This window comes from Xanthomonas indica, assembly GCF_040529045.1.
GTDB lineage: Bacteria > Pseudomonadota > Gammaproteobacteria > Xanthomonadales > Xanthomonadaceae > Xanthomonas_A > Xanthomonas_A indica.
Map to the genome: position 1 here is coordinate 3,473,424 of NZ_CP131914.1, position 16,231 is coordinate 3,489,654.

13 protein-coding genes are annotated in these 16,231 nt (G+C 70.1%); 7 read left to right on the plus strand and 6 right to left on the minus strand.

Translation table 11 applies throughout. The annotated features are described in order from the left end of the window. Window positions 1–59 precede the first annotated feature (59 nt). Together dbpA and Q7W82_RS15090 are read left to right on the plus strand one after the other, a co-directional pair. A complete protein-coding gene (gene dbpA / locus Q7W82_RS15085; RefSeq protein WP_242160747.1) occupies window positions 60–1,436 on the plus strand; it encodes an ATP-dependent RNA helicase DbpA in 1,377 nt (458 codons plus the stop codon). Beyond that, entirely contained in the window at window positions 1,433–1,951 is a 519-nt protein-coding gene (locus Q7W82_RS15090; RefSeq protein WP_242160748.1) for a hypothetical protein, read from the plus strand. The genes dbpA and Q7W82_RS15090 overlap by 4 nt, the downstream gene beginning before the upstream one ends. A gap of 64 nt (window positions 1,952–2,015) precedes the next feature. Here Q7W82_RS15090 and Q7W82_RS15095 read toward each other — a convergent pair whose 3' ends face one another. From Q7W82_RS15095 to Q7W82_RS15105, 3 genes are all read right to left on the minus strand, one after another. Continuing rightward, window positions 2,016–2,573, minus strand: coding sequence for an adenine phosphoribosyltransferase (locus Q7W82_RS15095; RefSeq protein WP_010340234.1), 558 nt, complete (start codon window positions 2,571–2,573; stop codon window positions 2,016–2,018). Between the two features lie 83 nt (window positions 2,574–2,656). Continuing rightward, the gene (locus Q7W82_RS15100) at window positions 2,657–5,779 is read right to left on the minus strand and encodes an efflux RND transporter permease subunit (protein WP_242160749.1); all 3,123 of its coding nucleotides are present in this window, start codon (window positions 5,777–5,779) and stop codon (window positions 2,657–2,659) included. A gap of 6 nt (window positions 5,780–5,785) precedes the next feature. Beyond that, window positions 5,786–6,946 (minus strand): efflux RND transporter periplasmic adaptor subunit, encoded by a 1,161-nt coding sequence (locus Q7W82_RS15105; protein ID WP_242160750.1) that lies wholly within the window; start codon window positions 6,944–6,946, stop codon window positions 5,786–5,788. Window positions 6,947–7,008: 62 nt separating this feature from the next. Between Q7W82_RS15105 and Q7W82_RS15110 the strand changes: the two genes are divergently transcribed. After that, entirely contained in the window at window positions 7,009–7,713 is a 705-nt protein-coding gene (locus tag Q7W82_RS15110; RefSeq protein WP_242160751.1) for a TetR/AcrR family transcriptional regulator, read from the plus strand. A 19-nt stretch (window positions 7,714–7,732) separates the two neighbouring features. On the opposite strand, the gene Q7W82_RS15115 is transcribed toward Q7W82_RS15110, so the two are convergent. Beyond that, window positions 7,733–9,304, minus strand: coding sequence for a protein adenylyltransferase SelO (locus tag Q7W82_RS15115; protein ID WP_242160752.1), 1,572 nt, complete (start codon window positions 9,302–9,304; stop codon window positions 7,733–7,735). Between the two features lie 289 nt (window positions 9,305–9,593). Between Q7W82_RS15115 and Q7W82_RS15120 the strand changes: the two genes are divergently transcribed. Further along, window positions 9,594–10,487: an alpha/beta hydrolase gene (locus Q7W82_RS15120; protein WP_242160753.1), complete on the plus strand. Its 894-nt coding sequence runs from the start codon at window positions 9,594–9,596 to the stop codon at window positions 10,485–10,487. 38 nt (window positions 10,488–10,525) lie between these two features. On the opposite strand, the gene Q7W82_RS15125 is transcribed toward Q7W82_RS15120, so the two are convergent. Together Q7W82_RS15125 and Q7W82_RS15130 are read right to left on the minus strand one after the other, a co-directional pair. Next, entirely contained in the window at window positions 10,526–11,215 is a 690-nt protein-coding gene (locus tag Q7W82_RS15125) for a glutathione S-transferase (RefSeq protein WP_160945979.1), read from the minus strand. A gap of 207 nt (window positions 11,216–11,422) precedes the next feature. Further along, window positions 11,423–11,632: a cold-shock protein gene (locus tag Q7W82_RS15130; RefSeq protein WP_242160754.1), complete on the minus strand. Its 210-nt coding sequence runs from the start codon at window positions 11,630–11,632 to the stop codon at window positions 11,423–11,425. Between the two features lie 502 nt (window positions 11,633–12,134). Here Q7W82_RS15130 and Q7W82_RS15135 point away from each other — a divergent pair. The 3 genes from Q7W82_RS15135 to Q7W82_RS15145 all read left to right on the plus strand — a co-directional run bounded on the left by Q7W82_RS15135 (window position 12,135) and on the right by Q7W82_RS15145 (window position 16,149). Beyond that, window positions 12,135–12,680 carry a YaeQ family protein gene (locus Q7W82_RS15135; protein ID WP_242160755.1) on the plus strand — a complete coding sequence of 182 codons (546 nt, stop codon included), beginning with the start codon at window positions 12,135–12,137 and terminating at the stop codon, window positions 12,678–12,680. Further along, window positions 12,677–13,873: an NAD(P)/FAD-dependent oxidoreductase gene (locus Q7W82_RS15140; protein WP_242160756.1), complete on the plus strand. Its 1,197-nt coding sequence runs from the start codon at window positions 12,677–12,679 to the stop codon at window positions 13,871–13,873. Before Q7W82_RS15135 ends, Q7W82_RS15140 begins: the two co-directional genes overlap by 4 nt. Before the next feature lie 203 nt (window positions 13,874–14,076). Beyond that, a complete protein-coding gene (locus Q7W82_RS15145) occupies window positions 14,077–16,149 on the plus strand; it encodes an EAL domain-containing protein (RefSeq protein WP_242160757.1) in 2,073 nt (690 codons plus the stop codon). Window positions 16,150–16,231: the final 82 nt, after the last annotated feature.

Genomic DNA, 16,231 nt, shown 5'->3' on the forward strand with positions numbered 1-16,231 from the left:
ACCACCCAATCCCGAATCCCCACTCCCGAATCCCGGCCTCTCACCGGCTAAAATGCCGCATGACCGATTTCGCCACCCTCTCCCTCTCCCCGGCGCTTGCGCCCGGCATCGATGCGCTCGGCTACACCAGCATGACCCCGGTGCAGGCGCAGAGCCTGCCGCCGATCCTGGCCGGACGCGATGCGATCGTGCAGGCGCCCACCGGCAGCGGCAAGACCGCCGCGTTCGGCCTGGGCCTGCTGCACAAGCTGGATCCGGCGCTGAGCCGCGCGCAGGCGCTGGTGCTGTGTCCGACCCGCGAACTGGCAGACCAGGTCGGCAAGCAGTTGCGCAAGCTCGCCACCGGCATTCCCAACATGAAACTGGTGGTGCTGACCGGCGGCATGCCGCTGGCGCCGCAGCTGGCCTCGCTGGAGGCGCACGACCCGCAGGTGGTGGTCGGCACGCCCGGCCGCATCCAGGAGCTGGCACGCAAGCGCGCGCTCCACCTGGGCGGGGTGCGCACGCTGGTGCTGGACGAGGCCGACCGCATGCTCGACATGGGCTTCGAGGAGCCGATCCGCGAGATCGCCAGCCGCTGCGACAAGCACCGGCAAAGCCTGCTGTTCTCGGCCACCTTCCCCGAGGCGATCCGCGCACTGGCGCGCGACCTGCTCAAGGATCCGGCGGAGATCACCGTCGAAGGCGCCGACAGCGCGCCGGAGATCGACCAGCAGTTCTTCGAGGTCGACCCCACCTACCGGCAGAAGGCGGTGGCCGGCCTGCTGCTGCGCTTCACCCCCGAATCCAGCGTGGTGTTCTGCAATACCCGCAAGGAGGTCGACGAGGTCGCCGGCTCGCTGCAGCAGTTCGGGTTCTCCGCGCTGGCGCTGCATGGCGACATGGAGCAGCGCGACCGCGACGAGGTACTGGTGCGCTTCGTCAACCGCAGCTGCAACGTGCTGGTCGCCAGCGACGTGGCCGCGCGCGGGCTGGACGTGGAAGACCTGGCGGCGGTGATCAACTACGAACTGCCGACCGACAGCGAGACCTACCGCCATCGCATCGGCCGCACCGCCCGCGCCGGCAAGCACGGCCTGGCGCTGAGCCTGGTGGCGCCGCGCGAGACCGCGCGCGCGCAGGCGCTGGAAACCGAACAGGGCCAGCCGCTGCGCTGGTCGCGCGCGCCGCTGGCGACCGCGCGGCCGGCGCAGTTGCCGCAGGCGGCGATGGTGACCCTGCGCATCGACGGCGGCAAGACCGACAAGCTGCGTCCCGGCGACATCCTCGGCGCGCTGACCGGCGATGCCGGGCTGTCAGGCGCGGCGATCGGCAAGATCGCCATCTACCCCACCCGCTCCTACGTCGCCATCGCCCGCGCCCACGCCGGCAAGGCGCTGGCGCAGCTGCAGGCCGGCAAGATCAAGGGCCGCCGGTTCCGGGTCGCCAAGCTGTGAACACGACGCAGCGGATCCTGGCGTCGCTGCAGCCGGACGAGGACGGCAACCTGTGGAGCGAGGCGGTGCCGGTGCCGTGGACGCGCGCCACCTGCTGCTTCGTGCTGGTGGGCTGCGACGCCGGCCACGTCCCGGCCGACGCGGCGCCCGCCATCGAGACCTTCCTGCAGCTCGACGCCGCGGTGTTCGCCGCGGCCGCGCCGCACGTGTTCGCCTACTACCGGCACACGCAGGCGCTGTGCGCCAAGTACGGATGGCCTTCGCCGGAGATCGCCGGCCCCGCCGAGGTGTGGGCGCACGTGCAGTTCGGCAACGAGGCGTATGTCGACCGCCATCGCGACGGCCGCCTGCGCATCAGCCTGGAATGCAACTGCGACTGGGAACAGGAACACGGCCTGCAGCTGGTGTTCGCCGACGACGGGCGGATCTGCAAGGTCGGTCCGTTCGATGGCCAGTTGAGCCATGCCGCCGCGCATGCCGACCCGGCGCTGGAGGACGTGATCTACCCGCATTGAACCGGCTGCCGGCGCGGGCGCGACCGATTGCGGCCTCGCCCCAAGCGCGGCGCCAGCGTCGGCGTCAGTAGCGCAGCGGCGCGGTGAGCGGGATGTCCGCGGGCCAGCGCGCCCGCGCGCCGAGCCCGGCCAGTTCCACCAGCACCGTCGCCGCGACCACCTCGGCGCCCATCCGCTGCGCCAGCGCCAGCGCGGCCAGCAGGGTGCCGCCGGTGGCGAGGACGTCGTCGACCAGCAGCACGCGCATGCCCGGCTGCAGTGCATCGGCATGGATCTCGATGCGGTCGCGGCCGTACTCCAGGCCATAGTCCTGGGCCAGGGTCTGCGCCGGCAGCTTGCCGGGCTTGCGCACCGGCACGAACCCGGTGCGCAGTTCGTGCGCCAGCGGCGCGCCGAGGATGAAGCCGCGCGCCTCGATGCCCAGCACCGCGTCCAGCGGGGTGCCGCGCCAGGGCTGGGCCAGCGCATCCACGGCAGAGGCGAAATCCGGCCCGTCGGCCAGCAGCGGGGTGATGTCCTTGAACACGATGCCCGGTTTCGGGAAATCGGCGATATCGCGGATGCGGTCGGACCAGTGGGCCGGTGCGTCGCTGGGCGCGCCGCAACAGGAGGAATCGTTCATCGCGCGGTCGTATGGCGTGGGGAACCGCAAAGTCTAGTCGCAAGGCGGCACCGCGTCGCGGGGCCGCCTCGCGGGTCTACGGCCTACACCGCCGCAGCGCTCGCGTCCTGCCGCGCCGGACCGTGGAACAGACGGCGCACCAATACGAAGAACAGCGGCACCAGCAGCACCGCCAGCGCGGTGCCGGTGATCATGCCGCCGATCACGCACACGCCGATCTCGCGGCGGCTGGAGGCGCCGGCGCCGGTGGACAGCGCCAGCGGCAGCACGCCGGCCACGAATGCCAGCGAGGTCATCACGATCGGCCGCAGGCGCAGCCGCGCACCTTCCAGGGTCGCCTCGAGCAACGGCATGCCGGCGCGCTGCCGCGCTTCGGCGAACTCGACGATCAGGATCGCGTTCTTCGCCGACAGGCCGATCGTGGTCAGCAGGCCGACCTGGAAATAGATGTCGTTGACGAAGCCGGCCAGCGTGGTCGCCAGCACCGTGCCGACCACGCCCAGCGGGATCACCAGCAGCACCGCCACCGGGATCGACCAACTCTCGTACAACGCCGCCAGGCACAGGAAAATGAACAGGATCGAGGCCGTGTACAGCCACAGCGTCTGGTTGCTGGACAACTGCTCCTGGTAGGACAGCCCGCTCCACTGCAGGTCGAAGCCCTCCTGCTTGGCCACCAGCGCCTGCATCCGCTGCATCGCCTCGCCGGAACTGCTGCCGGCCGCCGCGCCGCCCTGGATCTGCGCCGCCGGCAGCCCATTGAAGCGCTGCTGCAGCTGCGGGCCGCGGGTCCAGTGGGTGCTGGCGAAACTGGCGAACGGCGCCATCTGCCCGCTGCTGCCGCGCACGTACCACTGCGCGATGTCCTCCGGCAGCGCGCGGTACGGCGCATCGCCCTGCACGTACACGCGCTTGACCCGGCCGCGGTCGATGAAGTCGTTGACGTAGCTGCCGCCCCAGGCGGTGGCCAGGGTCGCGTTGATGTCGCTCTGCGCCAGCCCCAGCGCGCTGGCCTGCGCATGGTCGATGTCCACCTGCAGCTGCGCCTTGTCGCCCAGGCCGTTGAGCCGCACCGCGGTCAGCTGCGGATCGTCGCCGGCGGCCTTGAGCACCTGCTGCTGCGCCTTCAGCAGCGCGGCGCGGCCGGCGCCGTCGCTGTCGCGGATCCACAGCTCGAAGCCGCTGGACTGGCCCAGGCCGCGCACTGCCGGCGGCGACAGCACGCTGATCTTGGCGTCGCCGACATCGCGGAAATGCGCGTTGGCGCGGTCGATGATGGCCTGCGCGGTGTTGTCGCGGTTGCGCTCGCCCCACGGCGTGAGCGCCACGAACGCCTGGCCGGCGTTCTGCCCGGTGCCGGCGTTGTTGCGGCCCACCACCATGAAGATCGCGGTCAGGTTCGCCTTCTCGTGGGTCATGAAATAGTCGCTGATGCGCTTGCCCAGGGCCTGGGTCTTGGCCAACGGCGTGCCTTCCGGGGTGGTGAACTGGATCTGCACCTGGCCCTGGTCCTCCACCGGCAGGAAGCCGGTGGGCATGCGCATGTACAGCACGACCATCGCCAGCACCACCAGCGCGTACAGCGCCAGCCAGCGCCGCGGCCGCTGCAGCACGGTGCCGAGGCGACGCTGGTAGGCCTGCTGGCCACGCTCGACGCTGCGGTTGAACCATTGGAAGAACCGGCCGAGCTTGCGCTCCTGCTCCACCGGCTTGAGCAGGGTCGCGCACAGCGCCGGGGTCAGCGTCAGCGCGACCAGCGCCGACAGCGCCATGGCCGAGGCGATGGTGATGGAGAACTGCCGGTAGATGATGCCGGTGGAGCCGCCGAAGAACGCCATCGGCAGGAACACCGCGCCCAGCACCACGGTGATGCCGATCAGCGCGCCGGTGATCTCGCCCATCGAGCGCTCGGTGGCCTCGCGCGGCGGCAGATGCTCCTCGTGCATGATCCGCTCGACGTTCTCCACCACCACGATGGCGTCGTCGACCAGCAGGCCGATCGCCAGCACCATCGCGAACAGGGTCAGCGTGTTGATGGTGAAACCGGCCGCGGCGAGGATGCCGAAGGTGCCCAGCAGCACCACCGGCACGGTGATCGCCGGGATCAGCGTGGCGCGGGCGTTCTGCAGGAACAGGAACATCACCACCACCACCAGCACGATCGCCTCGGCCAGGGTGTGCACCACGTTCTCGATCGAGATCCGCACGAACGGCGTGCTGTCGCGCGGATAGGCCACGTCCAGGCCCGGCGGGAAGGTCGGCTTGAGCCGTTCGATGGTGGCGTGGATCGCGTCGGAGGTGGCGATCGCATTGGCGCCGGCAGACAGCGTCACCGAGAAGCCGGACGCCGGGTGGCCGTTGAGCGTGGCGTTGTTCTGGTAGTTCTCCGCGCCGATCTCCACCCGCGCCACATCGCCCAGGCGCACGCTGGAGCCGTCGGCGCGCGTGGCCAGGATGATCTGCCGGAACTGCTCGGGGGTCTGCAGCCGCGACTGCGCAGTGACCGTGGCATTGAGTTCCTGCTCGGCGCCGGTGGGCAGCGCGCCGAGTTCGCCGGCGGTGACCTGGGTGTTCTGCGCCAGGATCGCGCTGCGCACGTCGCCCGGCATGAGCTGGTAGGCAGTGAGCTTGTGCGGGTCCAGCCACACCCGCATCGCGTACTGCGCGCCGAACACGTTGATCTCGCCGACGCCGTTGATGCGGCTGATCGGGTCCTGCAGGGTGCTGACCAGGTAGTCGGAGATGTCGACGTTGTCCATGCGGTCGGTGCGGTCGTAGATCGCCACCGCCATCAGGCTGTCGCCCTGCGACTTGGCCACGGTCACGCCCTGCTGCTGCACTTCCTGCGGCAGGCGGTTGAGCGCCTGGTTGACCGCGTTCTGCACCTGCACCTGGGCGATGTCGGGATTGGCCGCCTGGTCGAAGGTGATGCTGATCCGCGCCTGGCCGGACGAGGAACTGGTCGAGGAGAAGTACAGCAGGTGGTCGATGCCCTTGATCTGCTGTTCGATCACCTGGGTGACGCTGTCCTCCACGGTCTGCGCCGAGGCGCCGTTGTAGGTCGCGGTGACGTTGACCGAGGGCGGCGCGATGTCCGGGTACTGCTCGATCGGCAAGGTGAACACGGCGATGGCGCCGGCGGCCATGATGCAGATCGCCAGGACCCAGGCGAAGATCGGGCGGTGGATGAAGAAACGCGGCAGCATGCCGGCTCAGCCCTGGCTGTCGGCAGGCGCGGCCGCGGCGGCGGTCTTCACCGTCACCTTGGCGCCGTCGCTGAGGCCTTGCCGGCCCGCGACCACCACCCGCTCGCCGGGCTTCAGGCCAGTGCCGACCAGCCAGCGGTCGCCGACCGCGCGCAACGTGGTGAATTCGCGCTGGCGCACCACGTTGTCGGCGCCCACCACCCAGGCCACCGCCTCGCCGCGCGGGGTGCGGTCCACTGCGGCCTGCGGCACCAGCAAGGCCTGCTGGCGCACGCCCTGCCCGACCAGCGCGCGCACGTACATGCCCGGCAGCAGTTGCGCATCGGGATTGGGGAAACGCGCGCGCAGGGTCACCGCGCCGGTGGTCTCCTCCACGTCGAGGTCGGCGAATTCTAGCGTGCCCGGCAGCGGGTACTCGGTGCCGTCGGACAGGGTCAGCCGCACCTGCGTGCTGGCCGGCTGCACGCCGCCGGCGGCGATCGCCCGGCGCAGCGCCAGGAACTGGTTGCCGGACTGGGTGATGTCCACGTTCATCGGATCCAGTTGCTGGATCTTGGCGATGGCGTCGGTCTGGTTGGCGGTGACCAGCGCGCCCGGCGTCACCCGCGCGCGGCCGATGCGCCCGCCGATCGGCGCCAGCACCGTGGCGAAGCGCAGCTGCGTGCGGGCGGTGTCCAGCGCCGCGCGTTGCGCGTCGCGGCTGGCCAGCGCCTGCTTGTAGGCAGCCTGCGCATCGTCCACATCCTGCTGCGCGGCCAGTTGGGTCTTGCCGAGGGTGCGGTAGCGCTCGGCACGCAACGTGGCGGCGGCAAGCGTGGCCTCGGCGGTGGCCAGATTGGCCTGCGCCTGGTTGACCGCGGCCTGGTACAGGGTCGGCTCGATCTGGAAGAGCGGCTGCCCGGCGCGCACCGTGGCGCCTTCTTCGAACAGCCGCTGGCGCAGGATGCCGCTGACCTGCGGCCGCACCTCCGATTCTTCCGACGCGACGGTGCGCCCGGCCAGCTCCACGCTCAACGGCACGCGCTGCGGCTGCAGGGTCACCACCTCCACCGTCTTCGTGGCCGGCGTCGGGGCCTTGCCTCCGCCCTTGCAGCCGGCGAAGGCGAGCACGACGACGGACAGCAGCAACGGCAACGCGCAGCGGCGCTGGACGAGAGGCGCGGGCATGCGCTTGATCCTGGGGACGACGAGGAGGATCATTTAATTTACTCAAAGACAAAAAAACAAACATGAAGGGAGGCACAACCCTTCGCGGCAAGAATAAGCAGGCAGCGACCGCGACGCCCGCGTCGTCGGCATCGGCCACGCCCGCGCGACCGCGCGGCAGGCCGGCGCTGGCGCGACCGCGCCTGCTGGCGGCGGCGCGCGCCCTGCTGCTGGAGCATGGGCTGGAGGTGTCGCTGGAACAGATCGCCGGCCAGGCCGGGCTGACTCGGCAGAGCCTGTACAACCATTTTTCCAGCAAGGCCGAGCTGTTGATGCAGGTGTTCGAGGCCTTGAACGAGGAACTGCAGGCGCGCTTCGAGAACATCGGCAGCGCCACCGCGCAGGATCTGCCGGCGACCCTGCGGCAGATCGCGGTGACCGTGCCGGCGCACCTGTACGCGCCCGACGCCCTGCGCCTGCATCGCCTGCTGGTGCAGGCCAGCGCGCAGATGCCGGACCTGTTGCAGTCGCTGCACCAACGCCGCGCCGGCCGCCTGCGCGAGCGCCTGAGCGCCCTGCTGCAAGCCCTGCACGCGCGCGGCGACGTGCAGGTCGACACACCCTTCCTCGCCGCCACCGCCTTCATCGGCGCCACCTTCGGCTACGCGTACCCCGGCGCGATGCTCAATGGGCAGGCGCCGGACGCGGCCACCCAGCAGGCATTGGCGGAGGAAGTGGTGGCGACCTTCCTGGCCGCCTGGCGCTACCGCGGCGCGACGCCGCCCTGAGCGCACGCGCCGGTCCCGCTCAGGAGCTGCACGACAGCATCGAACAGCCGGCCCGGGTGCGCGCCCAGTCCGGACGCTTCGCAGCGAAGGCCTCGCGCCCTGGCTGCTCGTCGTAGGGATGCCGCATCACCTCGAGCAGGTCGTCGATGCCGCCGGTGTCGCCCTGCTCGGCCCGATCGATCGCCTGCTGCGCCAGGTAGTTGCGCAGCACGTAGCGCGGATTGGCCGCGCGCATCTTCTCCACGCGCACGGCGGCAGGCAACGGATCCTGCTGCAGCCGCTGCGCATAGCGCGCCAGCCACGCCTCGAACGCCGGCGCCTGCGCCGCCCGCTTGGCGGGGTCGTAGAACGCCTCGCCCAGCGCCGCCAGCGCCTGCGCCGGCGTCCACGGCTGCAGCGGCAACGCGCTCAGCCCGCGGAACCACAGGGTCATGTCGACCTCGCCCTGCTGCAGCAGGTCCAGCAGGTCGCGCATCAGCGCCAGGTCGGCGTCGCCGCAGTCCTGCAGGCCGAGCTTGGCCGCGCTGTTGTCGCGCTCGGCCTGCGCGTAATCGGCGCGGAACCGCTCCAGCCCGTCGTGCAGCGGCGCGACGTCGTCGAACAGCGGCGCCAGCGCCTGCGCCAGCCGGCCCAGGTTCCAGTAGGCGACCTGCGGCTGGGTGCCGAAGCGGTAGCGGCGCCCCTGCGCATCGGTGGTGTTGGGGGTCCACTCCGGATCGTAGTCGTCGATCCAGCCGTAGGGGCCGTAGTCGATGGTCAGCCCCAGGATCGACATGTTGTCGGTGTTCATCACCCCGTGCACGAAGCCGACCCGCATCCAGTGCGCGACCATGCGTGCGGTGCGCGCGCAGATCTCGGCGAACCAGGCCGCGTCGCGCGCACTGCCGCCGCCCTGCAACTCCGGGAAATCGCGTGCGATCACCAGGTCGGCCAGGCGCCGCAGCAAGGCGATGTCGCCGCGCGCGGCCGGCAGTTCGAAACTGCCGAAGCGCACGAACGACGGCGCCACCCGGCACACCACCGCGCCGGGCTCGGCGCGCGGGTGGCCGTCGTAGAACATGTCGCGCACCACCGTCTCGCCGGTGCCGACCAGGCTCAGCGCACGCGTGGTCGGCACACCCAAGTGGTGCATGGCCTCGCTGCACAGGAACTCGCGGATCGAGGAACGCAACACCGCACGGCCATCGGCACCGCGCGAATACGGCGTGGACCCGGCGCCCTTGAGCTGCAGTTCCCAACGCCGCCCGTCCACGCCCAGGACCTCGCCCAGCGAGATCGCGCGGCCGTCGCCAAGCTGCCCCGCCCAGTGCCCGAACTGGTGGCCGCCGTAGTTGGCCGCATAGGGCTGCATCCCCGGATAGCGCGCATTGCCGGCGAACACCCCGGCGAACTGCGGCGACCGCACCTCCTGCTCGGACAGCCCGAGCGAGGCCGCTACCTCCGGCGAATACGCCAGCAACCGCGGCGCCGCCACCGGCGTCGGCTCGACCGGCGACCACAGCGCCCCCAGCACCTCGCGGCGCCGCGGACCGGCTTCCGGGTCGCCAGGCAGTTCGGCGACGAAGCGATTGTCGAAACGCAAGGCGGACATGGGGTACAGCCTAGAAGTCGCAGGCTTCATTGGAAAGACCACAAGGTGAGCATACGGTGCACGCCCTGCGGCGCACCGGCCTCAAGAGCCCATCTTCCCTGGTATGCCGAGCCCCTCTCCCCCCGGGAGAGGGGTTGGGGTGAGGGTCGGTCGGCCACCAAGGCACAGCGCACGCGCGGGAAGCCACTCTTCTGCCAATCCCCACTCCCGAATCCCCACTCCCCGCCCACCTCCACTCGCCGCCGACATCCCCATCGGGCATGCTCCGCGCTCCTCTCCGGGATCGCCCATGTCCGACCGTCCGTCTCCGCCCCGCTGGCCCCGCAACGCCCTGATCGCTCTGTCCTCGCTGCTGGTGTCGGCCTGCAGCAGCCTGTTCTTCGGTGGCCTCAACGCCAGTTCCTCCCGCCATGGCCTCAGCGAGCAGCGCGGGATCGTCTACGACGCCGCGCACGGCCTGGCGCTGGACGTATACCGCCCCACGGGGGTGCAGCACGCACCGGTGGTGGTGTTCTTTCACGGCGGCACCTGGAAGACCGGCAACCGCCAGAGCTACCGCTGGGCCGGCGAAGCGCTGGCGCGGCACGGCGTGATCGCGATCGTGCCGGACTACCGCAAGTATCCGCAGGTGACCCTAGACGGCTTCATGCGCGACGCCGCCACTGCGGTGGCCTGGAGCCAGCGGCATGCCGCCGACTATGGCGGCGACCCGCAACGGCTGGTGCTGATGGGCCACTCCGCTGGCGCGCACATCGCGGCGCTGCTGGCCACCGATGGCCACTGGCTGCAAGCGCAAGGCCTGTCGCCGCGGCAGCTGTGCGGCCTGGTCGGGCTGGCAGGCCCCTACGACTTCCTGCCGCTGACCGACCCGGACCTGATCGGCATGTTCGGCCAGGACCCGGCGCAGCAGCGGCGCTCGCAGCCGGTGAACTTCGTCGACGGCGACGAGCCGCCGGCGCTGCTGCTGCACGGCGACGCGGACACGGTGGTGGAGCCGCACAACAGCCAATCGCTGCAGGCGGCGCTGCAACGCGTCGGGGTGCCGGCGCAGCTGAAGACCTATCCCGGCGTCGGCCACATGCGCCTGGTGCTGGCGCTGCGCAAGGACGACACGGCGCTGCCGGTCATGGCCGACAGCATCGCCTTCGTGCGCGCCTGCCCGGCGCGTCCCGCCACGCCCTGACCCGGCCAGCGCCGCGACCGACGCACGCCAGGCTCAGTTCAGTCCGCGCTGCCGAGCAACTCGAACGGGCCGCCCTGCTGCAGCGCGCGCTGGTAGGCGGGACGCTGCTCGATCCGCTGCACGAACCCGGCCAGGTTCGGGTGCGTCTGCAGGCCGATCCGCGCCGCCGCGGCCTGCACCGGGAAGCTCATCTGCACGTCCGCGGCGGTGAAGCGGTCGCCGGCGAACCAGCCGGTCTCGGCCAGCTCGCGCTCCATCCAGTCCAGGTGCAGCCGCACCTGCGGCCCGACGAAGCCACGCATCGCCTTGTCGACGATGGCCTTGGCGATCGGCCGGGCGAAGAACGGCATCTTCGCCGAGCGGATCCGCCCGAACACCAGGCTCATCAGCAGCGGCGGCATCGCCGAGCCCTCGGCATAGTGCATCCAGTAGCGGTAGCGCAGGCGCTCGGGTGAATCCAGCGGTTGCGGCGCCGGCGACAGCGTGCAGCCGGTGTCGTAGCGATCCACCAGATAGTCGAGGATGGCGCCGGACTCGGCCAGCACATGGCCGTCGTCCACCAGCACCGGCGACTTGCCGAGCGGATGGATGGCGCGCAGTTCCGGCGGCGCCAGCATGGTCTTGGGATCGCGCTGGTACTTGACCACCTGGTACGGCAGCGCCAGTTCCTCCAGCAACCACAGCACGCGCTGCGACCTGGACTGGTTGAGGTGATGCACGGTGATCATGGCGACGGCTCCGGAACTCGGGGGCGGCCATGGTAGCCGGATGCAGGTGTGAACCCGCGCATGCAGGCGCATCGCCGCTGCGCCCGCGACATGGCCACGGTGCCGCCGCAGGCGACGCGACAGACGTCCGAGACAACCGATCGCCCAAACAAAAACGCCGGAAGCTTGCGCTTCCGGCGTCTGGCAACCTTGCGGTGGCGGACGTCCTTAGACGGCCTGCACCTGGTCAGCCTGCATACCCTTCTGGCCCTGCACGGCGACGAAGGTCACCTTCTGGCCTTCCTGCAGCGACTTGAAGCCGGTGCCCTGGATGGCACGGAAGTGCACGAACAGGTCCGGGCCGCTTTCCGGGGTGATGAAGCCAAAACCCTTGGCATCGTTGAACCACTTCACGGTACCGTTCTGACGCTCAGCCATTTGCTAACTCCTGAAACATTAAATTGAAGAAATCGCAGCCATCGGAAATCGAGGCCGAGACTGAGTTGCAGGCGTTAGTAAAGCGAGCGGAACGATGAAGTGGATCGCGAGATCTACTGCACCAAGCCACGATTCACAGTGACTCTAGCAAACACAGTGGGGCCACCATACGCGGGTCGCGATCAAAAAGCGACATGTTTGTGTAGACAAACCGGGATCCACCACAAGGAAGCTGAACCCCACCCTAAAGTTAGCGCTAGCGCGGCCGATCCCCGTGCCGATCCGCGAAAACTGCGCAAAGACGGCACTGTGCCGGGCAACGACGACTGACCCGTTGGGCACCGCCGATGCCTCGCATCGCGCTCCGCCCCTCGCCCGCGGGGGCCGCTTGCTCGCCGCCGCCATGTCTGCCGCTGACCTCCATGCACGCATCCATCCGGGATCCGGGCCGTCAGCGCCGCCGCACGCCGTATCCTATGCGCCCTTCGATCCCGGTAGCCGCATGGCCCTCACCGCCACCCTCCGCAAGGCGGAGCTGCAGATTTCCGATATGGACCGCGGCTACTACGCCGCCCATTCCCTGACCCTGGCGCAACACCCGTCCGAAACCGACCAGCGGCTGATGGCCCGCCTGCTGACCTTCGCCCTGTATGCCGAGGAGCGCCTGCTGTTCGGCAAGGGCCTGAGCAGCGACGATGAACCCGACTTGTGGCGGATGGACTACACCGGCGCGATCGAGCAATGGATCGAGGTCGGCCAGCCCGACGAATCGCGGGTGCGCAAGGCCTGCGGCCGGGCGCGCTCGGTGGTGGTCGCCAACTACGGCGGTCGCGCCGCCGACATCTGGTGGGACAAGAATGCCTCCGCGCTGGGCAAGCTCAAGCAGGTGCAGGTGATCGACCTGCCGGGCGAGGCTGTCGCCGCCGCGGCCGAGCTGATCCAGCGCAGCATGCGCTTCGACGTGATGATCCAGGACGGCGAAGTGCAATGGCTGGGCGACAACGGCAGCGTCGTGTTCGTGCCCACGGTGCGCAAAGCCGCGACATGAACGCCGGGACCGCCCCCCTCCGCACCGACGTCGTGGTGATCGGTGCCGGCGCCGCCGGGCTGATGTGCGCGATCGCCGCCGGCCAGCGCGGCCGCCGGGTGCGGGTGATCGACCATGCCAACAAGGTCGGCAAGAAGATCCTGATGTCCGGCGGCGGCCGCTGCAACTTCACCAACACCGGCACCGGGCCGGGCAACTTCCTGTCGGCCAATCCGCACTTCTGCAAGTCGGCGCTGGCCCGCTACCGCCCCACCGACTTCATCGACCTGGTCGAGCGCCACGGCATCGCCTATCACGAGAAGGAACTGGGGCAGTTGTTCTGCGACATCTCCTCCAAGCAGATCGTGCGCATGCTGGTGGACGAATGCACCGCGGCCGGAGTCACGGTGCGTACCGGCTGCGGCGTGCGCGCGGTGGAACGCGGCAGCGACGGCTTCCGCCTGGACACCGACGATGGCCCGGTGCATACAGAGTCGCTGGTGGTGGCGACCGGTGGCCTGTCGATCCCCAGCCTCGGCGCCAGCGGCTTCGGCTACGGGCTGGCGCGGCAGTTCGGCCACGCGGTGCTGCCGACCCGCGCCGGCCTGGTGCCGCTGACCCTGAGCGGCAAGCACCAGGAACGCCTGCACGACCTGTCGGGCCTGGCGGTGCCGGTGGAGGCCAGGTGCAACGGCGCGCATTTCCGCAACTTCATGCTGATCACCCACCGCGGGGTCAGCGGCCCGGCGATCCTGCAGATCTCCTCGTACTGGCAACCTGGCGACGACCTGCGCCTGGACCTGCTGCCGGGGCAGGACGCGGCGGCCTGGCTGCGCGAACAGAAACGCCTGCGCGGCGCCGCCGAACTGCGCACGGTGCTGGGCGAGGCGCTGCCGCGCCGCTTCGCGCAGCGGCTGTGCGAGGTGTGGCTGCCGGACAAGCCGGTACGCCAACTGGACGAGCCGCAACTGCGCGCCGCCGCCGAACTGCTCGCCGCCTGGCCGCTGGTGGCCAGCGGCACCGAGGGCTACCGCACCGCCGAAGTCACCCTGGGCGGCGTGGACACCGACCAGGTGTCGTCCTCGACCATGGAATCGCGGCGCGTGCCCGGCCTGTACTTCGTCGGCGAAGTGCTCGACGTCACCGGCTGGCTGGGCGGCTACAACTTCCAGTGGGCCTGGGCCTCGGGCCATGCGGCTGGCATGGCGGCGTGACCGCCGCCGGGATTGGGGATTCGGGATTGGGGATTCGCCAAGGCCTACTCCCCTCATCTTGGTCGGCCTTAGATAACACGCGCACCTTCAGACATCGCGAACCCGCCTTTGCCAATCCCCAATCCCGAATCCCCAATCCCGGCCCCTCATCCATGGACGCGACAGCGGGCATCGTGTATTAAACCCCGTCCCCGGGAGGCTTCATGCACACAGGCAAAGACATCACGCTCCGCCTGATGATCGTCGACGACAGCGGCGAAGACGCCGAGGCGATCGTCAGCAGCCTGCGCAACAGCGGCATCGCCGTGCGCCCGTCGCGGCCGCAGCACGCCGAGGAGTTGGGGGCGATGCTGGCTGCCCAGCCGATCGACCTGGTGCTCAGCGCGCAGGCCCAGTCGATCCCCCTGCCGCAGGTGCTGCAGCGGGTCGCGGCCAGCGGCAAGGACATCCCGGTCATCGTGCTGGCCGAACGCATCGACGAGGAAGAATGGCTGGAGGCCGTGGCCGGCGGCGCGCGCGCGATCGCGCTGCGGCAGCGCCCCGAGCACCTGCTGGCGGTGGTCCGCACCACCTGGTCCGACCTGCAGGCGCGGCGCGGGCTGCGCCGGATCGAGGCGCAGATGCGCGAGACCGAGCGCCGCTGCGACGCGCTGATCGCTTCCTCGCGCGATCCGATCGCCTACATCCACGAAGGCATGCACATCCGCGCCAACGACGCCTACCTGGAGATGTTCGGGTTCGACACGTTCGACGACGTGGAAGGCGTGTCGCTGCTGGACATGGTCGCCCCGCAACACGTGGAAGGCTTCAAGCAACTGCTGAAGTCGCTGGGCAAGGGCGAGCCGCCGCCGGCGCAGTACCAGGTGGATGCACGCACCCTGGAAGGCGACAGCTTTCCGGCGACGATGGAATTCGCCACCGCCAGCTACGAGGGCGAGGCCTGCGTGCAGGTGGTGTTCCGCCGCCGCGAGGAGTTCGACCCGGAACTGGCGCGCGAGGTCGAGGACCTGCGCCAGCGCGACCAGGTCACCGGCCTGCTCAACCGCCCGACCTTCATGCTGGCGCTGGAAACCGCGGTGGCCCAGGTCGGCCGCGGCGAGGGGCAGTACGGCTTCCTGCTGGTCGAGCCGGATCATTACGCGCGGCTGCTGGCCGACATCGGCCTGGATTCGGCCGACACGCTGGTCGCGGCACTGGCCCAGCACCTGGCCGCGGCCATCGACGGCGACGTGCAGGCGGCGCGCTTCGGCGAGCACAACTTCGCGCTGCTGCTGGAAGGCGATTACGCGCGGACTGCGGCGCTGGCCGAGCGCCTGCTGCAGGCCTACGCCAGCCACGTGTTCAGCGTCGGCGAGCGCTCGGCCACGGTCACCGTCAGCATCGGCGGCGTGCAGATCGGCGAGAAGATCGCCAGCGTCGGCCAGGTCCTGGCCCGCGCCAGCGAGAACGTGCAGGCCACCGTCGAACTCGGCGGCAATGCCTGCAAGATCTTCGATCCCGGCGCGGCCGACCGGCTCGAGGAAGAGCGCGTGCAGCGCTGGGTGCAGCACCTGCGCGAGGCGCTGGCCGGCGATGGCTTCCTGCTGCACTACCAGCCGGTGCTGAACCTGCAGGGCGACCAGCACGAGTTGTACGAGGCCTACCTGCGCCTGGAGCGCAACGACGAGTTGATCGGCCCGTCGACCTTCCTCGGCATCGCCGCCGAGCATGGCCTGACCGCCGAGATCGACCGCTGGGTGGTGGCCCGCGCGATCGCCGTGATCGGCGAACGCCAACGCGCCGGCCACGCCACCAGCCTGCTGGTCAAGGTCAGCCCGGAGGCCTTCGCCGACACGCAGATGGTCGACCTGATCCGGCGCGAACTGGCGACGCACGGCGTGCCCGGCGACCGCCTTTGGCTACAGACGCCGGAAGCCAAGGTGTTCACCCACCTGCGCAACGCACAGCAGTTCCTGGCCGACGCGACCGCATTGGGCTGCAAGGTCGGGCTGGAACAGTTCGGCTCCGGCCTGGACTCGTTCCAGCTGCTGGCGCACTTCCAGCCCTCGTTCCTGAAACTGGACCGCGGCTTCACGCAGGACCTGACCCAGACCCGCGAACACCAGGACAAGATCCGCGAGATCACCGCACGCGCGCAGTCGGCAAGCATCCGCACCATCGCCGAGTTCGTCTCCGACGCAACCTCGATGAGCCTGCTGTTCAGTGCCGGCGTCGATTACGTGCAGGGCGAGTTCGTCGGCCTGGCCGGGCCGGGGATGACCTTCGACTTTGCCTGAGGGCCGCGATTGGGGATTGGGGATTGGGGATTCGCAAAGCGCCGACCGGCTTCGCCGGTCGGCGTCTCGATCCCACGGTGGA